At 68.7% G+C, this 19,452-nt stretch carries 17 protein-coding genes; 9 read left to right on the top strand and 8 right to left on the bottom strand.

Going from position 1 to position 19,452, the window contains the following annotated elements; all coding sequences use genetic code 11:
* Position 1 precedes the first annotated feature (1 nt).
* Genes DIZ26_RS07785 through DIZ26_RS07760 form a run of 6 tightly spaced genes read right to left on the bottom strand, consistent with a single transcriptional unit; the run spans position 2 to position 5,695 of the window.
* The gene (locus tag DIZ26_RS07785; RefSeq protein WP_112239002.1) at positions 2-1,258 is read right to left on the bottom strand and encodes a cysteine desulfurase; all 1,257 of its coding nucleotides are present in this window, start codon (positions 1,256-1,258) and stop codon (positions 2-4) included.
* Positions 1,255-2,019 (bottom strand): Fe-S cluster assembly ATPase SufC, encoded by a 765-nt coding sequence (gene sufC, locus DIZ26_RS07780; RefSeq protein WP_112239001.1) that lies wholly within the window; start codon positions 2,017-2,019, stop codon positions 1,255-1,257. The genes DIZ26_RS07785 and sufC overlap by 4 nt, the downstream gene beginning before the upstream one ends.
* Before the next feature lie 25 nt (positions 2,020-2,044).
* Positions 2,045-2,380 (bottom strand): non-heme iron oxygenase ferredoxin subunit, encoded by a 336-nt coding sequence (locus tag DIZ26_RS07775; RefSeq protein WP_112239000.1) that lies wholly within the window; start codon positions 2,378-2,380, stop codon positions 2,045-2,047.
* Between the two features lie 2 nt (positions 2,381-2,382).
* Positions 2,383-3,573 (bottom strand): Fe-S cluster assembly protein SufD, encoded by a 1,191-nt coding sequence (gene sufD / locus DIZ26_RS07770; protein WP_112238999.1) that lies wholly within the window; start codon positions 3,571-3,573, stop codon positions 2,383-2,385.
* On the bottom strand, positions 3,573-4,985 hold the full coding sequence (sufB, locus tag DIZ26_RS07765) for a Fe-S cluster assembly protein SufB (protein WP_112238998.1): 1,413 nt from the start codon (positions 4,983-4,985) through the stop codon (positions 3,573-3,575). Before sufB ends, sufD begins: the two co-directional genes overlap by 1 nt.
* Positions 4,982-5,695, bottom strand: a complete 714-nt coding sequence (locus tag DIZ26_RS07760) for a helix-turn-helix transcriptional regulator (protein WP_112239127.1) — start codon at positions 5,693-5,695, stop codon at positions 4,982-4,984. The genes sufB and DIZ26_RS07760 overlap by 4 nt, the downstream gene beginning before the upstream one ends.
* A 154-nt stretch (positions 5,696-5,849) precedes the next feature.
* Here DIZ26_RS07760 and DIZ26_RS07755 point away from each other — a divergent pair, with 154 nt between their 5' ends.
* The 3 genes from DIZ26_RS07755 to DIZ26_RS07745 are packed head-to-tail and all read left to right on the top strand — an operon-like array spanning position 5,850 to position 8,303.
* A complete protein-coding gene (locus tag DIZ26_RS07755; protein ID WP_112238997.1) occupies positions 5,850-6,575 on the top strand; it encodes an ABC transporter ATP-binding protein in 726 nt (241 codons plus the stop codon).
* Complete coding sequence (locus tag DIZ26_RS07750; RefSeq protein ID WP_112238996.1) at positions 6,572-7,351, top strand: ABC transporter permease; 780 nt, start codon at positions 6,572-6,574, stop codon at positions 7,349-7,351. Before DIZ26_RS07755 ends, DIZ26_RS07750 begins: the two co-directional genes overlap by 4 nt.
* Before the next feature lie 25 nt (positions 7,352-7,376).
* Positions 7,377-8,303 carry a COX15/CtaA family protein gene (locus DIZ26_RS07745; protein WP_232828181.1) on the top strand — a complete coding sequence of 309 codons (927 nt, stop codon included), beginning with the start codon at positions 7,377-7,379 and terminating at the stop codon, positions 8,301-8,303.
* Positions 8,304-8,377: 74 nt separating this feature from the next.
* Here the strand turns inward: DIZ26_RS07745 and DIZ26_RS07740 are convergent, their stop codons facing one another.
* Positions 8,378-9,466 carry a ScyD/ScyE family protein gene (locus tag DIZ26_RS07740; protein ID WP_157979640.1) on the bottom strand — a complete coding sequence of 363 codons (1,089 nt, stop codon included), beginning with the start codon at positions 9,464-9,466 and terminating at the stop codon, positions 8,378-8,380.
* A 244-nt stretch (positions 9,467-9,710) separates the two neighbouring features.
* Positions 9,711-10,646 carry a heme o synthase gene (locus DIZ26_RS07735; protein WP_198675981.1) on the bottom strand — a complete coding sequence of 312 codons (936 nt, stop codon included), beginning with the start codon at positions 10,644-10,646 and terminating at the stop codon, positions 9,711-9,713.
* A 366-nt stretch (positions 10,647-11,012) separates the two neighbouring features.
* Between DIZ26_RS07735 and tkt the strand changes: the two genes are divergently transcribed.
* From tkt to pgl, 6 genes are read left to right on the top strand one after another with little or no spacing between them, the layout of a single operon-like run.
* Positions 11,013-13,196, top strand: a complete 2,184-nt coding sequence (tkt, locus tag DIZ26_RS07730; protein WP_112239125.1) for a transketolase — start codon at positions 11,013-11,015, stop codon at positions 13,194-13,196.
* 35 nt (positions 13,197-13,231) lie between these two features.
* Entirely contained in the window at positions 13,232-14,341 is a 1,110-nt protein-coding gene (gene tal, locus DIZ26_RS07725; protein ID WP_112238993.1) for a transaldolase, read from the top strand.
* Complete coding sequence (locus DIZ26_RS07720; RefSeq protein WP_112238992.1) at positions 14,338-15,951, top strand: glucose-6-phosphate isomerase; 1,614 nt, start codon at positions 14,338-14,340, stop codon at positions 15,949-15,951. Before tal ends, DIZ26_RS07720 begins: the two co-directional genes overlap by 4 nt.
* Positions 15,948-17,498 (top strand): glucose-6-phosphate dehydrogenase, encoded by a 1,551-nt coding sequence (gene zwf / locus DIZ26_RS07715; protein ID WP_112238991.1) that lies wholly within the window; start codon positions 15,948-15,950, stop codon positions 17,496-17,498. The genes DIZ26_RS07720 and zwf overlap by 4 nt, the downstream gene beginning before the upstream one ends.
* Complete coding sequence (locus tag DIZ26_RS38575; RefSeq protein WP_112238990.1) at positions 17,495-18,736, top strand: glucose-6-phosphate dehydrogenase assembly protein OpcA; 1,242 nt, start codon at positions 17,495-17,497, stop codon at positions 18,734-18,736. Before zwf ends, DIZ26_RS38575 begins: the two co-directional genes overlap by 4 nt.
* The gene (pgl, locus tag DIZ26_RS07705) at positions 18,736-19,452 is read left to right on the top strand and encodes a 6-phosphogluconolactonase (protein ID WP_112238989.1); all 717 of its coding nucleotides are present in this window, start codon (positions 18,736-18,738) and stop codon (positions 19,450-19,452) included. The genes DIZ26_RS38575 and pgl overlap by 1 nt, the downstream gene beginning before the upstream one ends.

Here is a 19,452-nt window from a genome sequence, read left to right as displayed (position 1 = left end):
ATCAGTCCACCTTGAAGAATGACCGGACGAATCCGAGGCCGTCGACGAGCGCGTCGATCTCCTCGGGTGTCGTGTACAGGTAGAAAGACGCTCTGGTCGACGATTGCATTCCGAACCGCTCGTGCACCGGCCGCGCGCAGTGGTGCCCGGCCCGTACTGCGATGCCGCGGGTGTCCAGCACCGTCGAGACGTCATGTGGGTGAACGCCGTCCAGCTCGAAGCTGATCGCTCCACCCCGGTCGACGGTGTCGGTCGGCCCGAGAATCTTCAGCCCCGGCACGGTTTGCAACCCCTCCAGCGCGTACGCCGTGATGGCTTGCTCGTGCGCCGCGATCTTGTCCATCCCGATGCCGGCCAGGTAGTCCAGGGCGGCACCGAGCCCGACGGACTGCGCGATCGGCGGCGTACCGGCTTCGAACCGGGCCGGCGGCGGCGCGTACGTCGAACCGGTCATCCGGACGACCTCGATCATCTCGCCACCACCGAGGAACGGCGGCAGCGACGCGAGCAGGTCGTACCGGCCCCAGAGCACGCCGATGCCGGTCGGGCCAACCGTCTTGTGGCCGGTGAAGGCGAGCAGGTCGGCGCCCAGCGTCGAGACGTCCACCGGGAACTGCGGCACGGCCTGCGAAGCGTCGACGACCATCACCGCACCCACCGCGTGCGCCTTCTCCGCGATCGAGGTGATCGGGTTGATGGTGCCGAGCGCGTTCGAGACCCAGGTCAGCGAGACGATCTTCGTGCGCTCGTTGATCAGTTCCTCGATGTTGCTCAGGTCGAGCCGGCCCTCGCCGGTGACGCCGAACCAGCGCAGTGTCGCGCCGGTCCGCTCACAGGCGAGCTGCCACGGGACGATGTTGCTGTGGTGCTCCATCTCGGAGATCACCACCTCGTCCCCCGGCTTCAGCGAGGCACCGAGGGTGTGCGCGGCCAGGTTGAGCGCCTCGGAGGCGTTCTTGGTGAAGACGATCTCGTCGCGGTTGGTCGCACCGATGAAGGCCGCCACCTTGTCCCGACCGCCTTCGTACGCCGCGGTCGCCTCGGCACCGAGCTGGTGCATGGCGCGAGCCACGTTCGCGTTGTGTTGGAGGTAGTGCTCCTCAAGAGCAGCTACCACCTGCCGCGGCTTCTGCGACGAGTTGGCCGAGTCGAGGTAGACGAGCGGGAAGTCGTTCGCCAGGACCCGCGACAGGATCGGGAAGTCCGCCCGGACCGACTGCGTGTCCAGGGGACTGCTGAAGGTCCGGGCGTCGCTCATGCCTTGGCGCCTGTCTTCAGGAAGCGCTCGTAGCCGTTGGCCTCAAGCTCGTCGGCCAGCTCCGGGCCGCCCTCCTCGGCGACCTTGCCGTCGACGAACACGTGCACGAAGTCCGGCTTGATGTAGCGCAGGATCCGCGTGTAGTGGGTGATTAGCAGAACGCCCTTGTCACCCTTCTCGGCGAACCGGTTGACGCCGGTCGAGACGACCTTCAGCGCGTCGATGTCGAGCCCGGAGTCGGTCTCGTCGAGGATCGCGATCTTCGGGTCGAGCAGCTCCAGCTGGACGATCTCGTGCCGCTTCTTCTCACCACCGGAGAAGCCCTCGTTGACGTTCCGGGTGCCGAAGTCGGCGTCCATGTCCAGGTCGGCGAGCGCCTTGTTGACGTCCTTGACCCAGGTCCGCAGCTTCGGGGCTTCGCCGTCAATGGCGGTCTTGGCGGTCCGGAGGAAGTTCGACACGGACACGCCGGGCACCTCGACCGGGTACTGCATGGCCAGGAACAGGCCGGCCCGGGCGCGCTCGTCGACGGACATGGCGAGCACGTCCTCGCCGTCCAGCGTCACGGTGCCGCTGGTGACGTTGTACTTCGGGTGGCCGGCGATCGAGTACGCCAGCGTGGACTTGCCGGAACCGTTCGGGCCCATGATCGCGTGCGTCTGACCACCGGCGATGGTCAGGTCGACGCCGCGCAGGATCTCCTTCGGGCCGTTCTCGGTGTCGACCGACACGTGCAGGTCGCGGATCTCGAGTGTCGCCATGGGTTTTCTTCTATCTCCGTCTGCTTTAGGAAGCTTGATTCAGGGGGTTCTTGACGTCGACCAGCAGGTCCTCGCCGTCCACCCGGACCGGATAGACCGGAACGGGGTCGTACGCCGGCAGGCTGGTCGGCTCGCCGGTGCGCAGGTCGAACCGGGAGCCGTGCAGCCAGCACTCGATCTCGCAGTTGCCGACGTCACCCTCGGACAGCTGGATCTGCGCGTGCGAGCACTCGTCGCGGACCGCGAAGTACTGGCCCTCGCTCTTCACGACGGCCACCTCCACGCCGCCGACCTCGGTGGCGACGACCCCTTCGTCGGGGACATCGGCCACCGCGCAGGCGCGTTCGAACGTGTCGCTCATGCTCAGGCCTTGGCCTGCTCGGTCAGCGCCGCCGTCCGGGCCAGCTTCTGCTCGATCACCTCGTGCAGGTGCTCGGCCACCTCCGGTACGCCGATGCGGCCGATGATGTCGTTGAAGAACCCGGACACCACCAGGCGACGGGCCTCGTCCTCGGGAATACCGCGAGCCTGCAGGTAGAACAGCTGCTCGTCGTCGAACCGGCCGGTCGCCGAAGCGTGCCCGGCGCCCTCGATCTCGCCGGTCTCGATCTCCAGGTTCGGCACCGAGTCGGCGCGCGCCCCGTCGGTCAGGACCAGGTTCCGGTTCAGCTCGAAGGTGTTCGTGCCCTCGGCCGCGGCCCGGATCAGCACGTCGCCGATCCACACCGAGCGGGCGTGGTCACCGGCGAGCGCGCCCTTGTAGAGCACATTGCTCTTGCAGTTGATCGCCTCGTGGTCGACGAAGAGCCGGTTCTCGTGGTGCTGGCCGGACTCGGCGAAGTACACCCCGAGCAACTCCGCGTCGCCACCGGGACCGGCGTACCGGACGTTGGTGGAGAGGCGGACGATCTTGCCGCCGAGCGTGACGGCGACGTGGTTCAGCTTCGCGTCGCGGCCGATCACGGCGTCGTGCTGGCCGACGTGGATCGACTCGGTGTCGCCCTGCTGGATCGACACGACCCGGAGGTCGGCGCCGTCGCCGACGACGATCTCCACGTTGGCGGCGTACTCACCGGCGCCGGTGTGGTCGACGATCACGGTGCCGCGGCTGTGCCGGCCGGCCTCGATCACCAGGTGGCCGAAACCGCGACCGCCGAGCGAGGCGACGTTCACGTGCACGGGCTCGGTGAGCTCGGCGTCGTTCGGGATGCGCACGGCGAGCGCCTCGGCGGCGTGGGTCCACGCGACGGCGGCGATCCGGTCCTGCGGCGTCAACGCCTTCACGGCGTCGGCGGCGATCGTCTCGATCACCACCCCGTCAGGCCCGTGCGCGTCCATCTTGGCGGTCTCGGTGCCGGCCTCGTCGGCGAACAGCGCCTTGAGCGCCTTGACCGGGGTGAAGCGCCACTCTTCCTCACGGCCGTTCGGCACGGGGAAGTCGGCCACGTCGTACGACGTGGTCCGCTCGCTACGGGCCTGCAACGGCACCGGCGAGCCCGGTCCGTGGGAGTGCGCCTGGTTGCCGGTGGCAACCAGGGTTTCGGTGGCTGACATCAGCCGACGGCCCCTTCCATCTGCAGCTCGATGAGCCGGTTGAGTTCCAGCGCGTACTCCATCGGGAGCTCGCGGGCGATCGGCTCGATGAAGCCGCGGACGATCATCGCCATCGCCTCGTCCTCGGCCATGCCCCGGCTCATCAGGTAGAAGAGCTGGTCGTCGCTGACCTTGGACACGGTCGCCTCGTGTCCCATCGCCACGTCGTCCTCGCGGACGTCGACGTACGGGTAGGTGTCGGAGCGGCTGATCGTGTCGATCAGCAGCGCGTCACAGCGGACCGTGGACTTGCTGTGGTGGCTGCCCGGCGCGACCTCGACCAGACCCCGGTACGACGTCCGGCCGCCACCGCGGGCGACGGACTTGGAGATGATCGAACTCGACGTGTACGGCGCGTTGTGCACCATCTTCGAGCCGGCGTCCTGGTGCTGGCCCTCGCCGGCGAACGCGATCGACAGCGTCTCGCCCTTGGCGTGCTCGCCCATCAGGTACACGGCCGGGTACTTCATCGTCACCTTGGAGCCGATGTTGCCGTCGATCCACTCCATCGTCGCGCCCTCTTCGCAGGTGGCGCGCTTGGTGACCAGGTTGTAGACGTTGTTCGACCAGTTCTGGATCGTCGTGTAGCGGCAGCGGGCGCCCTTCTTCACGATGATCTCGACGACCGCGGAGTGCAGCGAGTCCGACTTGTAGATCGGCGCGGTGCAACCCTCGACGTAGTGGACGTAGGCGTCCTCGTCGACGATGATCAGCGTCCGCTCGAACTGGCCCATGTTCTCGGTGTTGATCCGGAAGTAGGCCTGCAGCGGGATATCCACCTTGACGCCCTTGGGGACGTAGATGAACGAGCCGCCGGACCAGACCGCCGTGTTCAGCGCGGCGAACTTGTTGTCGCCGACCGGGATGACCGAGCCGAAGTACTCCTTGAACAGCTCCGGGTGCTCGCGCAGGCCGGTGTCGGTGTCCAGGAAGATGACGCCCTGCTCCTCCAGGTCCTCGCGGATCTGGTGGTAGACGACCTCCGACTCGTACTGCGCGGCGACGCCGGCGACCAGGCGCTGCTTCTCCGCCTCCGGGATGCCGAGCTTGTCGTAGGTGTTCTTGATGTCCTCGGGCAGGTCCTCCCAGCTGGTGGCCTGCTTCTCGGTCGAGCGGACGAAGTACTTGATGTTGTCGAAGTCGATGCCGGACAGGTCCGCACCCCACGACGGCATCGGCTTGCGGTCGAAGAGCTTCAGGCCCTTCATCCGCAGGTCGAGCATCCACTCCGGCTCACTCTTCAGCGTCGAGATGCCTTGCACCACCTCGGCACTGAGGCCGCGCTTGGCGACGGAGCCGGCGGCGTCACTGTCGGACCAGCCGAACTTGTACGTACCGAGCCCGTCGAGCTCCGGGTGAGCGGTTTGCGTCATCGTGCAGTCCTCGCAGATTCGCTGTCGGAAACAGAAGAGGTAACTGGCTGCGCTTTGGTGGCGTGGCCAGGGATGTGCGTAGTACAGACACCGTCACCGTGTGCGATGGTGGCGAGTCGCTGGACGTGCTTGCCGAGCAGGCGGGAGAACACCTCGGTCTCGGCCTCGCACAACTGGGGGAACTGCTCGGCCACGTGCGCGACCGGGCAGTGGTGCTGGCAGAGCTGCTCACCGGCCCCGGCTTGCAGGGTGGAGGCGGCATAGCCGTCGACGCTGAGCGCCTGGGCCAGCACCTCCGCCTTCTTGCCCTCCGGCGCCGCCTCGAGCAGCTGCCGGTATTTCGTCTCCACGTCGGCCACCCGGCGCCGGGCGAACTCCGTCACTGCCGCTTCCCCGCCGGCTTCGGCGATGAACTGCAGCGCGGTGGCCGCCAGGTCGTCGTACGCCTGGTGGAAGGCGTGCCGGCCGGAGTCGGTCAGCACGAACACCTTCGCGGGGCGGCCGCGGCCACGGGGGCCGTAGACGCGCTCCTCGCGGGCCTCGGCGAGGCCTTCCTCGAGCAGGTGGTCCAAGTGCCGGCGGACCGCCGCGGGGGTCAGCTTCAGACGCTCCGCGAGCACCGCGGCGCTGGACGGGCCGTTGGTCAGGATCGACCGAGCGACCCGGTCTCTGGTGGACTCGTCCCGCGCGGCAGCCGTGCCCGAAGGCACCTCACCGGTCGACGCGGAAGTTTTCACAACATCAGTGTCGCGTAATTACCGGGGCCCTTCAAATAAGGCTCCCCTTACCGCTCCCCGGAGCCTCGCTCACGCCCAGGGGTGACCGTGAGCAGCGTCACCCGGGGGCGTTTCCTACACTGCAGTCGTGCCAGTCGCAGTCGAGATCGACAACCTCGTCGTCCGGTACGGCGAGAAGACCGCGGTCGACGGCCTCACTCTCACCGTAACCGGCGGAACAGTGACGTCCGTGCTCGGCCCCAACGGAGCCGGGAAGACCACCACGGTGGAGAGCTGCGAGGGGTTCCGCCGGCCCGACTCGGGTCAGGTCCGGGTGCTCGGCCTCGATCCGATCGCGGACCACGACGAGCTGATGCCGCGGATCGGGGTAATGCTCCAGGAGGGCGGTGCCTGGTCCGGCGTACGCGCTCTCGAGATGCTCCGCTACGTCGCCGGCCTGCACGCTCATCCGCTGGAGCTCCCCGACCTGATCGAGCGGCTCGACCTGGGTACCTGCGGGCGTACGCCGTACCGACGGCTTTCGGGCGGTCAGAAGCAGCGGTTGTCACTGGCGATGGCGATCGTCGGGCGGCCCGAGATCGTGTTCCTCGACGAGCCGACGACCGGGCTGGACCCGCACGGGCGCCGGGAGATCTGGCAGCTGATCCGCGATCTGCGCGACGACGGCGTGACCGTCGTACTGACCACGCACGCGATGGACGAGGCCGAGCAGTTGTCCGACCAGGTGCACGTCGTCTCCGCGGGCAAGCTGATCGCCTCTGGGACGCCCGACGTACTGACGGAGCACGGGGCGAAGTCGCTCGAGGACGTCTACCTGGCGCTCACGGCCAAACCGGCCAAGGAGACTCGATGAGTACTACATATGCTCCGCAGCCGGGTTCTGCGCCCTGGACTCGCAAGGTGTTGTCGCACGCTCGGATGGAGTTCCGGCTGCTGATCCGCAACGGTGAGCAGCTGTTGCTCGCACTGGTGATCCCGCTGGGGCTGCTTTTGCTGCTCGGTGGCACCGGGCTGGGCGATCGGCTCCCGCTCGGCGACGGGCGAGCTGTGGACCTCGCAGTACCGCGTGTGCTCGCACTGGCCGTGCTGTCTTCGTCCTTTACTTCACTGGCCATCGCGACCGGCTTCGAGCGCCGGTACGGCGTGATCAAGCGTCTCGGCGCCTCTCCCCTGTCCCGGACCGGACTGCTCGCGGGCAAGATCGGCTCGGTCCTGGCCATCCAGGTGATCCAGCTCGCCGTACTAGTCGGCACCGGCTTCGCGCTCGGCTGGAAACCCGTCGGCGGCGCTTCGGCGGTCATCGGCGTCGTCCTGATGATCGTGTGCGGCACGGCAGCCTTCGCGTCGCTCGGTTTGCTCATGTCCGGCATCCTCCGAGCCGAAGCCACCCTCGCCGCCGCGAACCTGCTCTACCTGCTGCTGCTCGTCGGCGGCGGCCTGATGACCCCGGTCGACGAATACCCCGCCGGCATGCAGTCCGTAGTACGCCTGCTCCCCAGCGCAGCCCTGGCCAACGGCCTCGCCAACTCCACCATCGAAGGCGTGATCCCATGGGCCGCCGCCCTCTCCCTCGCTCTGTGGTCCGCCCTCCTCGCCTACCTCGTCTCCCGGACCTTCCGCTGGGACTGACGAGGCCTGTATCTAGAGTGTGCCGGTGACCACGGAGACCACGGTGCGTGAGGACGAGGGTGTGACTGGGTTCTGGCGGTTGGTGCCGGAGCCGAGTCTGGATGTCGTTCGGCGGTGGGGCTGGGCGTCGGTGGTGGCCAACATCGGCATCGTGGTGACCGGTGGGCTGGTGCGGTTGACGGGTTCGGGGCTGGGTTGCCCGACCTGGCCGTCGTGTACCGATGCGTCGTACGTGCCGCACAGCGCGCTCGGGATCCACGGGGCGATCGAGTTCGGCAACCGGATGCTCGGGTTCGTGGTCGGGGTGATCGCGATCCTGACCTGGCTCGTGGTCATGCGGTACCGGCCACGGCGTACGGACCTGCGTCGCCTGGCGACCGCGGCCGCGCTCGGGATTCCCTTGCAGGCGGTCATCGGTGGCATCAGCGTGCTGACCGGGCTGAACCCGTGGATCGTCTCCGCGCACTTCCTCGTCTCACCGATCATCATCACGCTGACCGTGTCGATGATGCGCCGCTCCCGCACGAGTCCCTATCCGCACACTCCCCCGGTCGTTCGCGCGCTCGCAACCGCTTGTGTGGTTGCGGTCTGGCTGGCCGTTGCCCTCGGCACCCTTGTCACCGGCGCCGGTCCGCACTCGGGTGATCCCGACACCGGGCGGAACGGTTTCGACGAGACCGTGATCAGTCAGCTGCACGCGGATGTCGTGTTCGGCCTGCTGGGCGTGACGATCGGTCTGGTGATCGCGACGCGAGTGACGGCGACGTCCCGAGCGCTGCGCAAGCTCGCCGCCTGGCTGCTGGCGATGGAGTTGCTGCAGGGCGCGGTCGGCTTCACGCAGTACTTCACGGGCCTGCCGTGGGGCCTCGTGCTCATCCACATGTTCTTCGCCGGCGTCCTGATCGCCCTGGTCACAGCCGTGTACGGCGAACGCGGCACGCCGGCTACCTGACAGTCACCGACGACGCGATCGGGCGTGGTACCCGGGGCGTCCGGCCAGGTGGACCAGACGCCCCGGGGTGTCCGTCAGTACCGGACTCTTGCGACTGAGCCTGGGCCGAAGATGGGCGAGGCGACGTACACGACGCCGCTCCTGCTGACGCCGACGCCGCCTGGCAGGTTGAGCTGCCCCTTCGCCAGCTCGTGCCGGTAGCCGCCGCGCTGGTGACCGCCGCGGTACTGCACGAACAGGGCTCCGGCGGTTGCGCCGTTGAGTTCGAACTGCAGCCAGCTCTTCCGGGCCAGCTCGACCACGTAGATCTTGTTGCCGGGACCGGCACCGAGATCGACGATCGAGGTGTAGCCGTCGGCGTACCGCTGGCAGTTGCCCCGGTACGGGTGGGCCGGGTCGCACACTGCGCCGACCGAACCCGGCTTGATCCGCCAGATCTCCGACGTACCAGGCGTGGCCGGGAACCCGCGCAGCTCACCGAGGTAGTAGTAGCCGTCCGAACCGACGGTCACCGAGGTCGCCACACCTTCGGCGAGGATCGGCGTACCGGCGGGCGGCAGCGGGTTGCCGTCGGGATCCTTGGCCGGCAGACCCGACGGCACCTTCACCATCCGGGGCTTGATCCTGGCGACGGTCTTGATGGAGCCGTTCGGCCACACCCTGAGCAGGTCGTTGCCCGCCGCGTCCGACACCAGCACGGTACGGTCCCGCAGCGCCGCCACGCCGAACGGATTCGACTCCGTCGGAGCGCTCTCCTGGTCGTACGGATCCGGGTCGTGCGCCTGGTACTTCGCGATGTCGGCGACCACCTGAGCAGACCTACCCGGGCGCAGCTTGTAGAGAGTCGCTCCACCAGGCGGGGAATCCCCTTCAGGCCCGCCGCCACCGGTGAGCGCGTACGTCACACCCCAGACGTTGGTGTCGATCGCCGGCGGGAAGCCGCCCGGGACCTGGCCGAGCTTCCGGATGTGCTTGTTCAGCCCGAAAGCCCAAGCCTCGTACACGGAGCCGTCGGTCACGCTGTAGATGACCTTCCGCCCATCGGCGCTGACAGCCACCCCGCGAGGCCCGTCCAGCCCGGTCACCACCGGCTGAAGACTGCTGTGACTCCCACCCGCATCGGCCGGCCCGACCGACAACGTCGTACCGAGCAACGCCACCACCGATACCGCTGCTATACGTGCTTTTCTGACCCCCACTGCGTCCCCCTGACGCGCCGTCCGCCCCAGCTGGAGCCACTCCACGGACTTCCCCCATGGCAACACTCACGCCGCACAAGGTCAACGGGACAACTCCCAGCCACCAGCTGTTCACTGGCAGAAACGGGTACCTAGGCAACTATCTGTGCCTCGCCAGCCACAACGCGTGCTTTCTCAGGCGAAATGGGCTCGATGCCGTTAGCAACTACTAGCGGAGAAGTGGGTCGATGGCTGCTGCGATGAAGAGGAGTGCCAGGTAGATGTTGGAGAAGTGGAAGAGGCGCATCGGGCGGAGGGCTGCGCCTTCGGCGCCGGTGTTGGCTCGGGCGAGGAGGGCGAAGGCTTCGCGGAGGAAGACGACGCCGAGGACGACGGCTGCGAGCGGGTAGACGAGGCCGGTGCCGCCGATCGGCCAGAGGGCGATCGAGGTGGCCACCATGACGAGGCTGTACGCCAGGATCTGGCGGGCGGTGGCGACCGGGGTGGCGACGACGGGGAGCATCGGCACGTCGACCGAGGCGTAGTCCTCGCGGTACCGCATTGCCAGGGCCCAGGTGTGCGGTGGGGTCCAGAAGAAGACCACGCCGAAGAGCACCAGCGGGGTCCAGGCCAGCGAGTTGGTGACGGAGGTCCAGCCGATCAGGGTCGGGAAGCAGCCGGCGATGCCGCCCCAGACGATGTTCTGCACGGTCCGCCGCTTCAGCACCATCGTGTAGCCGAAGACGTAGAAGGCGTTCGCGGCCAGCGCGAGCAGCGAGGACAGCCAGTTGACCAGCAGGCCGAGCTCGAGGGTGGCGAGAATCCCCAGCACGACGCCGAAAACCGTCGCCGAACGCGGGCTGACCGCGTGCCGCGGCAGCGGGCGACGGCGGGTCCGGCGCATCTGCTCGTCGATGTCGCGGTCGAGCACGCAGTTGATCGTGTTCGCGCTGCCGGCGGCGAGGATGCCGCCCAGCAGGGTCGCCGCGACGACACCGAGTCCTGGCACCCCACCCGCGGCCAGGAACATCACCGGCACGGTCGTGATCAGCAGGAGCTCGATGATGCGCGGCTTGGTCAGACCGACGTACGCCTTGATCACGTCGCGCACCGACGGGCCCGGAACCGGAGACTGATCGATCTCCAGGGCTGGGTCGGTCGGCAGCGGCGCCGGGTACGACGTCGTCGCGGCTGGACGCGGGTCGACGGCCGTCACGAACACCTCGAACTGAGTGGGTTGACGCCGGGTTCCGGCGCTGACGGTTCGACAGTCTACGACGCCCCGTAGGACTCCCCTGCACCCACCCGCACCGAGGTGTCGGCCGGGGTACCGGTGTGAGGTCCGAGACGTTCGGGAACAAGCAACCCGGATGTCCGGTTGGCGAGGTATGAAGGGCCTGAGACGGCCGGGCGAGTAGGCTCGCACACGGTGCAGCGCGGGGGCGCTCACGGCACGGGACCCACGGGTCCGGCCGGTCCCTCGGACACCGACAGAGCAGTGTTCGCAGCCATCGAGAGGAGCGCCGCCGGCGTGACGGAGAAGACCAGCCCCAAGCTTGACTGGACCGAGCTCGACAAGCGTGCGGTCGACACCGTACGCGTGCTCGCGCTGGATGCTGTGGAGAAGGTCGGTAACGGCCACCCCGGTACGGCGATGAGCCTCGCGCCGGCCGCCTATCTGCTGTTCCAGAAGGTGATGCGGCACAACCCCGCCGACCCGCACTGGGCCGGGCGGGACCGTTTCGTGCTGTCGGCCGGGCATTCCAGCCTGACGCTCTACATCCAGCTCTACCTGGCCGGCTTCGGCCTGGAGCTCGACGACCTGAAGTCCCTGCGGACGTGGGGCAGCGCGACGCCGGGCCACCCGGAGTACCAGCACACCCCGGGCGTCGAGACGACCACCGGTCCGCTCGGCCAGGGTGTCGGCAACGCGGTCGGGATGGCGATGGCCGCCCGCCGCGAGCGTGGCCTCTTCGACCCGAACGCCGGCGCCGGCCAGAGCCCGTTCGATCACCGCGTCTACGTGATCGCCTCGGACGGCGACCTGGAGGAGGGCGTCTCGTCGGAGGCCTCCTCGCTCGCGGGTCACCAGAAGCTCGGCAACCTGACGGTGATCTACGACGCCAACAAGATCTCCATCGAGGACGACACGAACATCGCGTTCTCCGAGGACGTGGCGGCGCGCTACGCGGCGTACGGCTGGGATGTCCACGACGTCGACTGGACCAACGGCGGCACCGGCTACGAGGAAGACGTGCAGGCGCTGTACGACGCGATCGAGGCCGGTCACGCGGTCACCGACAAGCCGACCTTCATCCGGCTGCACACGATCATCGGCTGGCCGGCCCCGAACGCGCAGAACACCGGCAAGATCCACGGCTCGGCCGCGGGCGCCGCCGAGGTCGCCGCGACCAAGAAGATCCTCGGCTTCGACCCCGAGCAGAACTTCGAGGTCGCAGCGGACGTCATCGAGCACACCCGCAAGGCCGTCGAGCGTGGCAAGGCGCTGCAGGACGAGTGGACCACCAAGTTCGACGCGTGGAAGACCGCGGCGCCCGAGGAGGCCGAGCTGTTCGACCGGCTGGGCAAGCGGGAGCTGCCGAAGGGCTGGCGGGACGCGCTGCCGAGCTGGGAGGCCGATGCGAAGGGCGTCGCCACCCGCGCGGCCTCCGGTGAGGTGCTGACCAAGATCGCGCCGGAGCTGCCCGAGCTGTGGGGCGGTTCGGCCGACCTGGCGGGCTCGAACAACACCACCCCGAAGGGGCAGCCGTCGTTCATCCCGGCCGAGCACGCCACCAAGGAGTTCCAGGGCAACGAGTACGGCCGGGTCCTGCACTTCGGGATCCGCGAGCACGGTATGGGCTCGATCCTGAACGGCATCGCCCTGCACGGCCGCACCCGCCCGTACGGCGGCACGTTCCTCGTCTTCAGCGACTACATGCGTCCGGCGGTCCGGCTGGCCGCGCTGATGAAGCTGCCCGTGACCTACGTCTGGACGCACGACTCGATCGGCCTCGGCGAGGACGGTCCGACGCACCAGCCGGTGGAGCACCTGGCCGCGCTGCGCGCGATCCCCGGCCTCGACGTGGTCCGGCCTGCCGACGCGAACGAGACGGCGGCCGCGTGGGCGACGATCCTCGAGCACACCGATCGTCCGGCCGGCCTGGTGCTGACCCGGCAGAACGTGCCGACCTACCCGCGCGGTACGGACGGCTACGCGACCACGGAGAACGTGCACAAGGGTGGTTACACGCTGCTCGACACCGAGGGCACCCCGGACGTGATCCTGATCGGCACCGGGTCGGAACTGCAGCTCGCCGTCGAGGCCCGCAAGACGCTGGCCGACGAGGGCATCAAGGCCCGGGTCGTGTCGCTGGTCTCCCGCGAGTGGTTCGACGAGCAGGACGACGCGTACCGCGAGTCGGTCATCCCGGCCGGCGTACGGGCCCGGGTCTCGGTCGAGGCCGGGATCAAGCTGGGCTGGCGCGAGATCGTCGGTGACGCCGGGCGGACCGTGAGCCTGGAGCACTACGGCGCCTCGGCCGACTACCAGCGGCTGTACACGGAGTTCGGCATCACCGCCGAGGCCGTCGTACAGGCAGCCAAGGACAGCATCGCGGCGGCCGCCGAACTCGGTGGCAGCGGTGTTGCGCCGAGCCGGGCAGCAGCCGGGCCGGTCGGACCGGCCGACACCTACGCCGCGCCCAAGAACTGAACATCCACAACAGAACATTTCGGAGGGCTTCGGACATGACCGATCGTTTGAAAGACCTCGCCGACGCCGGGGTTTCCATCTGGCTCGACGACCTCTCCCGGCAGCGGCTCACCAGCGGCAGCCTGGAAACCCTGATCCACGACCAGCACATCAGCGGGGTGACCACCAACCCGACGATCTTCGCCAAGGCCATCTCCGACGCGAACGCGTACGCCGACCAGGTGCACACCCTGGCTGCCGACGGCGTCTCGACCGACCAGGCGATCCGGGTGATCACCACCGACGACGTCCGGAACGCCGCCGACCTGTTCAAGCCGGTCTACGACGACTCCGAGGGGGTCGACGGCCGGGTCTCGATCGAGGTCGAGCCCGGGCTGGCCCGCGACACCGCCAAGACGATCGCCCAGGCCAAGGAGCTGTGGGACACCGTCGGCCGGGAGAACGTGTTCGTGAAGATCCCGGCCACCAAGGAAGGCATCCCGGCGATCGCCGAGACGCTTGCCCAGGGCATCAGTGTGAACGTGACGCTGATCTTCTCGCTGGAGCGCTACAAGGCGGTCGTGGACGCGTTCCTGACCGGCGTCGAGAAGGCGATCGACAACGGGCACGACGTCACCAAGCTCGGCAGCGTCGCCTCGTTCTTCGTCAGCCGGGTGGACACCGAGGTCGACAAGCGACTCGATGCCATCGGCACCGATGAGGCGAAAGCCCTGCGGGGCAAGGCGGCGATCGCGAACGCCCGGCTCGCCTTCGAGGCGTACGAGGAGATCTTCTCGTCCGACCGCTGGCGCGAGATCGAGACCGCCGGCGCCAAGCCGCAGCGCCCGCTGTGGGCCTCCACCGGCGTCAAGGACCCGGCGTACAAGGACACCATGTACGTCGAGCAGCTGATCACCAACGGCGTCGTCAACACGATGCCGCAGGCAACGATCGAGGCGTTCGCCGACCACGGCGAGGTGCCGGGTGACACGGTCCGCGGCGACTACGACGCCGACCGTAAGGTGATCGCCGACCTCGAGGCGCTGGGCATCTCGTACGACGAGGTCGTGCAGGTGCTCGAGGACGAGGGTGTCAGCAAGTTCGACGCCTCCTGGACCGAGCTGCAGGACACCGTCACGTCGGCCCTCAAGGCGGCCGCCAAGTGAGCACTCCGACCGTCACCGCAGTCAACGGCGAGTGGGCCGAGACGATCGAGCGGCTCGTCGCGGAGAAGATCGCCTCCCGGATCGCGGCCAAGGACGCCACCATCTGGGGTCCGGAGGCCGAGTCCGAGTCGGCGATCCGGCTCAACTGGGTCGACCTGCACGACACCTCGCGGCCGCTGCTGGCCGAGATCGAGGCGCTGCAGGCCGACCTGCGCGCCGAGGGCCTGGATCGGATCGTGCTCGCGGGCATGGGCGGTTCCTCGCTCGCTCCCGAGGTCATCACCAAGACGGCCGGCGTCGAGCTCGTCGTCCTGGACTCGACCAACCCGAGCGTGATCGCGCGGGCGCTGGCCGGCGACCTGCAGCGCACGGTGATCGTCGTGTCGAGCAAGTCGGGCGGCACGGTGGAGACCGACAGTCAGCGGCGCGTGTTCGTCAAGGCGTTCAAGGATGCCGGGATCGACGCGGCTTCGCGGGTCGTCGTCGTGACCGACCCGGGCTCGCCGTTCGAGAAGCTCGCGGCCGACGAGGGTTACCGCAAGACCTTCCTGGCCGACCCGAACGTCGGTGGGCGCTACAGCGCGCTCACCGCCTTCGGGCTCGTCCCGTCGGGGCTTGCGGGCGCCGACATCGCTGAGCTGCTGGACCAGGCGGCCGAGGCCGCTCCCGCGTTGCAGGCCGACTCTGCGGACAACCCGGCGCTCCTGCTGGGCGCAGTACTGGCCGGCAGTGCGGGCCGGGACAAGGCGATCATCACTGCCGACGGCACTGACATCGTCGGGTTCCCGGACTGGGCCGAGCAGTTGATTGCCGAGAGCACCGGTAAGAACGGCACGGGGGTGTTGCCCGTCGCAGTGAAGGGCCTGCACGCACCGGAGCTGCACAGCGACGCGCCCGACATCGTCAACGCGCTGCTGGCCGACAAGGCGACCAGCGACGTACCGACTGCTCTGACCTCCGGTTCGCTCGGCGGACAGATGCTGTTGTGGGAGACGGCCACTGCTGTGGCCGGTTACCTGCTCGGGATCAACCCGTTCGACCAGCCGGATGTAGAGAGCGCCAAGAAGGCCGCTCGTGGGCTGCTGGACGCGCAGCCGGAGCCCGAGGCCGCTGCCTTCACCGACGGAGCTGTAGAGGTTCGGGCGACCGAGGACCTGCTCGACGGCGTCGACACGGTCAAGGGTGCGCTCGACTCGCTGCTGAGCAAGCTCGGCGACGACGGCTACCTCGCCGTGATGGCCTACTTGGACTCCGAGCGCGACGAGAACCTGATCGCCATCCGGCCTGCTCTGAGCAGCCGTACCGGCCGTCCGGTCACATTCGGCTGGGGACCGCGATTCCTGCACTCCACCGGTCAGTACCACAAGGGTGGCCACCCGCAGGGCGTGTTCCTGCAGATCACCTCGTCGGAATCGGCCGACGTCGAGATCCCCGACCGCCCGTTCTCGTTCGGCACGCTGATCTCGGCCCAGGCCGCGGGCGACGCCGGCGTACTGGCCGACCGTGGCCGGCCCGTACTACGGCTGCACCTCACCGATCCCGCCGCCGGCGTGGAGCAGCTGATCTCCCTACTCGACGCACCTGACAAATCGGAGGACGGCGGCGCATGACCGCAGAGCTCGACGAGGAGCCCACCGCCCCGGTGAACCCGCTGCGGGATCCCCAGGACCGACGGCTCCCCAGGATCGCCGGGCCTTGCAGCCTGGTGATCTTCGGCGTCACCGGAGACCTGGCCCGCAAGAAGCTGATGCCGGCCGTGTACGACCTGGCGAACCGGGGCCTGTTGCCGCCCGGTTTCGCCCTGGTCGGCTTCGCCCGGCGTGACTTCAGCAACCAGGACTTCGCCCAGATCGTGCACGACTCGGTCAAGGAGCACGCGCGGACGCCGTTCCGCGAGGAGGTCTGGCAGCAGCTTGCCGAGGGATTCCGGTTCGTTCCGGGTGACCTCACCGACGACGAGGCGTTCAAGCGGCTGAAGGAAACCGTGGACGAGCTCGACGTCAACCGCGGTACGGGTGGCAACCACGCCTTCTACCTGTCCATCCCGCCGGGGCTGTTCCCGCAGGTCGTGCAGCAGCTGAACGAGCACGGGCTGACCAAGGAGACCCCGGGCTCGTGGCGCCGGGTGGTGATCGAGAAGCCGTTCGGGCACGACCTGAAGAGCGCCCGGGAACTGAACCGGGTGGTCGAGTCGGTCTTCCCGCCCGAGGCGGTCTTCCGGATCGACCACTACCTGGGCAAGGAGACCGTCCAGAACATGCTGGCGCTGCGGTTCGCCAACGCCATGTTCGAGCCGGTCTGGAACAGCCACTACGTCGACCACGTGCAGATCACGATGGCCGAGGACATCGGCATCGGCGGCCGCGCCGGATACTACGACGGCATCGGCGCCGCCCGGGACGTGATCCAGAACCACCTCCTCCAGCTGCTCGCGCTGATCGCGATGGAGGAGCCGGTCAGCTTCGACGCCTGGTCACTGCGCCAGGAGAAGAAGAAGCTGCTGGCAGCCGTCAAGCTGCCGGAGCGCCTCGACCTGCACACCGCCCGCGGTCAGTACGCCGCAGGCTGGGCCGGCGGCACCAAGGTGAAGGGCTACCTGCAGGAGGACGGGATCCCTGCCGACTCCGCGACAGAGACCTTCGCCGCGCTGCGCGTCGACGTGGACACCCGCCGCTGGGCCGGTGTTCCGTTCTACCTGCGGACCGGCAAGCGGCTGGGACGTCGCGTCACCGAGGTGGCCGTGATGTTCAAGCGCGCGCCGCACCTGCCGTTCACCAAGACGGAGACCGAGGAACTCGGCCAGAACGCCCTGGTGATGCGGATCCAGCCGGACGAGGGCATCACGATGCGGTTCGGGGCGAAGGTCCCCGGCACGATGATGGAGATCCGCGACGTGAACATGGACTTCGCGTACGGCGGGTCCTTCACCGAGTCCTCCCCCGAGGCGTACGAGCGGCTCATCCTCGACGTACTGCTCGGCGACCCGCCGTTGTTCCCGCAGCACACCGAGGTGGAGCTCGGCTGGAAGATCCTCGACCCGGTGATCAACTACTGGGCCGAGCACGGCAAACCGGAGCAGTACGCTTCCGGTGCCTGGGGACCCGACTCCGCTCACGAGATGCTCGCCCGCGACGGACGCGCCTGGAGGCGGCCATGATCATCGACCTCACCAGCACCACGTCGGCCGAGATCGCCTCGGCCCTGCTGAAGGCCCGCCGCAACGCCGGCTCCCCGGCGATGGGCATGGTCGGCACCATCGTGGTCGTCGTCGACGAGGCCTCCCACCACGACGCGATGAAGGCGGCGAACGAGGCCGGTCGCGAGCACCCGTCGCGGGTGCTCGTGGCGATCCTGCGGCCCGGGCGGGGCGCGGGTGGCCTCGACGCCGAAGTACGCGTCGGTGAAGGGATTCCGGGCGAGGCGGTGTTGCTGCGGCTGCACGGCGAGCTGGCCAAGGTGCCCGAGTCCGTCATCACCCCGCTGCTGCTGCCCGACTCCCCCGTCATCGTCTGGTGGCCAGGAGGCGGGCCGAAGGTTCCGAACGAGGACCCGCTCGGCGCACTCGGCCGTCGCCGGGTCACCGATGCGGCCGCGACCCGGCGAGGCTCGGCGGACTTCACCGCGCGGGCTGAGGGCTATGCGCCAGGCGACACCGACTTCGCGTGGAGCCGGTTGACGCCGTGGCGGGCCTTGATGGCCGCGGCGCTCGACCAGTACCCGACGAAGGTGACCGGTGCCGAGGTGGTGTCGGCCAAGGGCAACGCGAGTGCCGATCTGATGGCTGCCTGGCTGCAGTGCCGCCTCGGCGTACCGGTGGAGCAGCGGAACTCGCGAGGACCCGGCATCACCGCCGTACGGATGTTCACGCCGGCGGGTCCGATCGCGTTGACGCGACCGGACGGTGCGGTGGCGACGTTCAGCATTCCTGGCCAGCCGGACCGGCCCGTCGCGTTGAAGCGGCGGAACACCTCGGAGCTGCTGAGCGAGGAGCTACGGCGGCTCGACCCGGACGACGTGTACGCGCAAACGCTCGGATGCCTCGTCGAGCGGGAGAAGATGCCCGCGTCGGCGAAGACTGTCAGCGACGTCGACCGGCGATCCGCCCAGACCGCGGCCGAGAAGGCAGCGGCCCGTACGACGAAGGTCTCGGGCAAGGCCGCCTCGCCGGAGCTCGAGGCCGCCGCCCGGTCGGGTGGGGGCCAGGCGTCCTCGTCCGCTCAGAAGTCTTCTGCCGCCAAGAAGACGGCCGGACGGAAGACCGCGGCCAAGAAGACGCCTGCCAAGAAGGCCAGCGCGGCGGCGAAGTCGGCGCGCAAGTCGGTCACCGCCAAGAAGGCCGTCGCGAAGAAGGCGCCGGCCCGGAAGGCGGCGGCGAAGAAGGTGGCGGGCCGCTGATGAGTTCGCCCGAGATCCTGCTCAACCGCGACGCCGAGGGCCTGGTCCACGCCGTCGCGGCCAGGCTGATCACCCGGCTGATCGACGTCCAGGCCGCCGGCGACATCGCGCAAGTGGTGCTCACCGGGGGCCGCGTCGCGGCAAAGGTCTACGGAGCCGTGGCGGAGTCGCCGGCACGGCACGCGATCGACTGGCGCCGGGTGGAGTTCTGGTGGGGTGACGAACGCTTCTTGCCCGACGGCGATCCGGAGCGCAACGAAACCCAGGCTCGGGACGCCCTGCTGTCGCACGTCGACGTCGATCCGGCGCGGGTGCACCCGATGGCAGCTGACAGCGGCCAGGGGGCGGAGGCGGCGGCTGAGGCCTACGCATCCGAACTGGCGGCCAGCGGAGTGCGGACTTTCGACGTACTGATGCTGGGCGTCGGGCCGGATGGGCACGTGGCGTCGCTGTTCCCCGGCTACCCGGAACTGGCCGAGAAAGACCGGTGGGCGGTCGCGGTCCACGACTCCCCCAAGCCTCCGCCAACGCGAGTGTCACTGACCTTCGCGACGCTGGCCCGGGCACGCGAGGTCTGGTTCGTGGTGTCCGGCGAGGACAAGGCCGAGGCCGTCGCCAAGTCCGTCTCCGGTGCGGACCTTCCGGCTGCGATCCCAAAGGGCCACGACCGGACCCTGTGGCTGATCGACGACGCGGCAGCTTCCCAGCTGTCCTGA

Origin of the sequence: Kribbella monticola (assembly GCF_003261635.1) — a bacterium.
Classification (GTDB): Bacteria; Actinomycetota; Actinomycetes; order Propionibacteriales; family Kribbellaceae; genus Kribbella; species Kribbella monticola.
The sequence above is the reverse complement of the archived record's forward strand: the minus strand, read 5'-3'. Positions and strand labels throughout refer to the sequence as shown.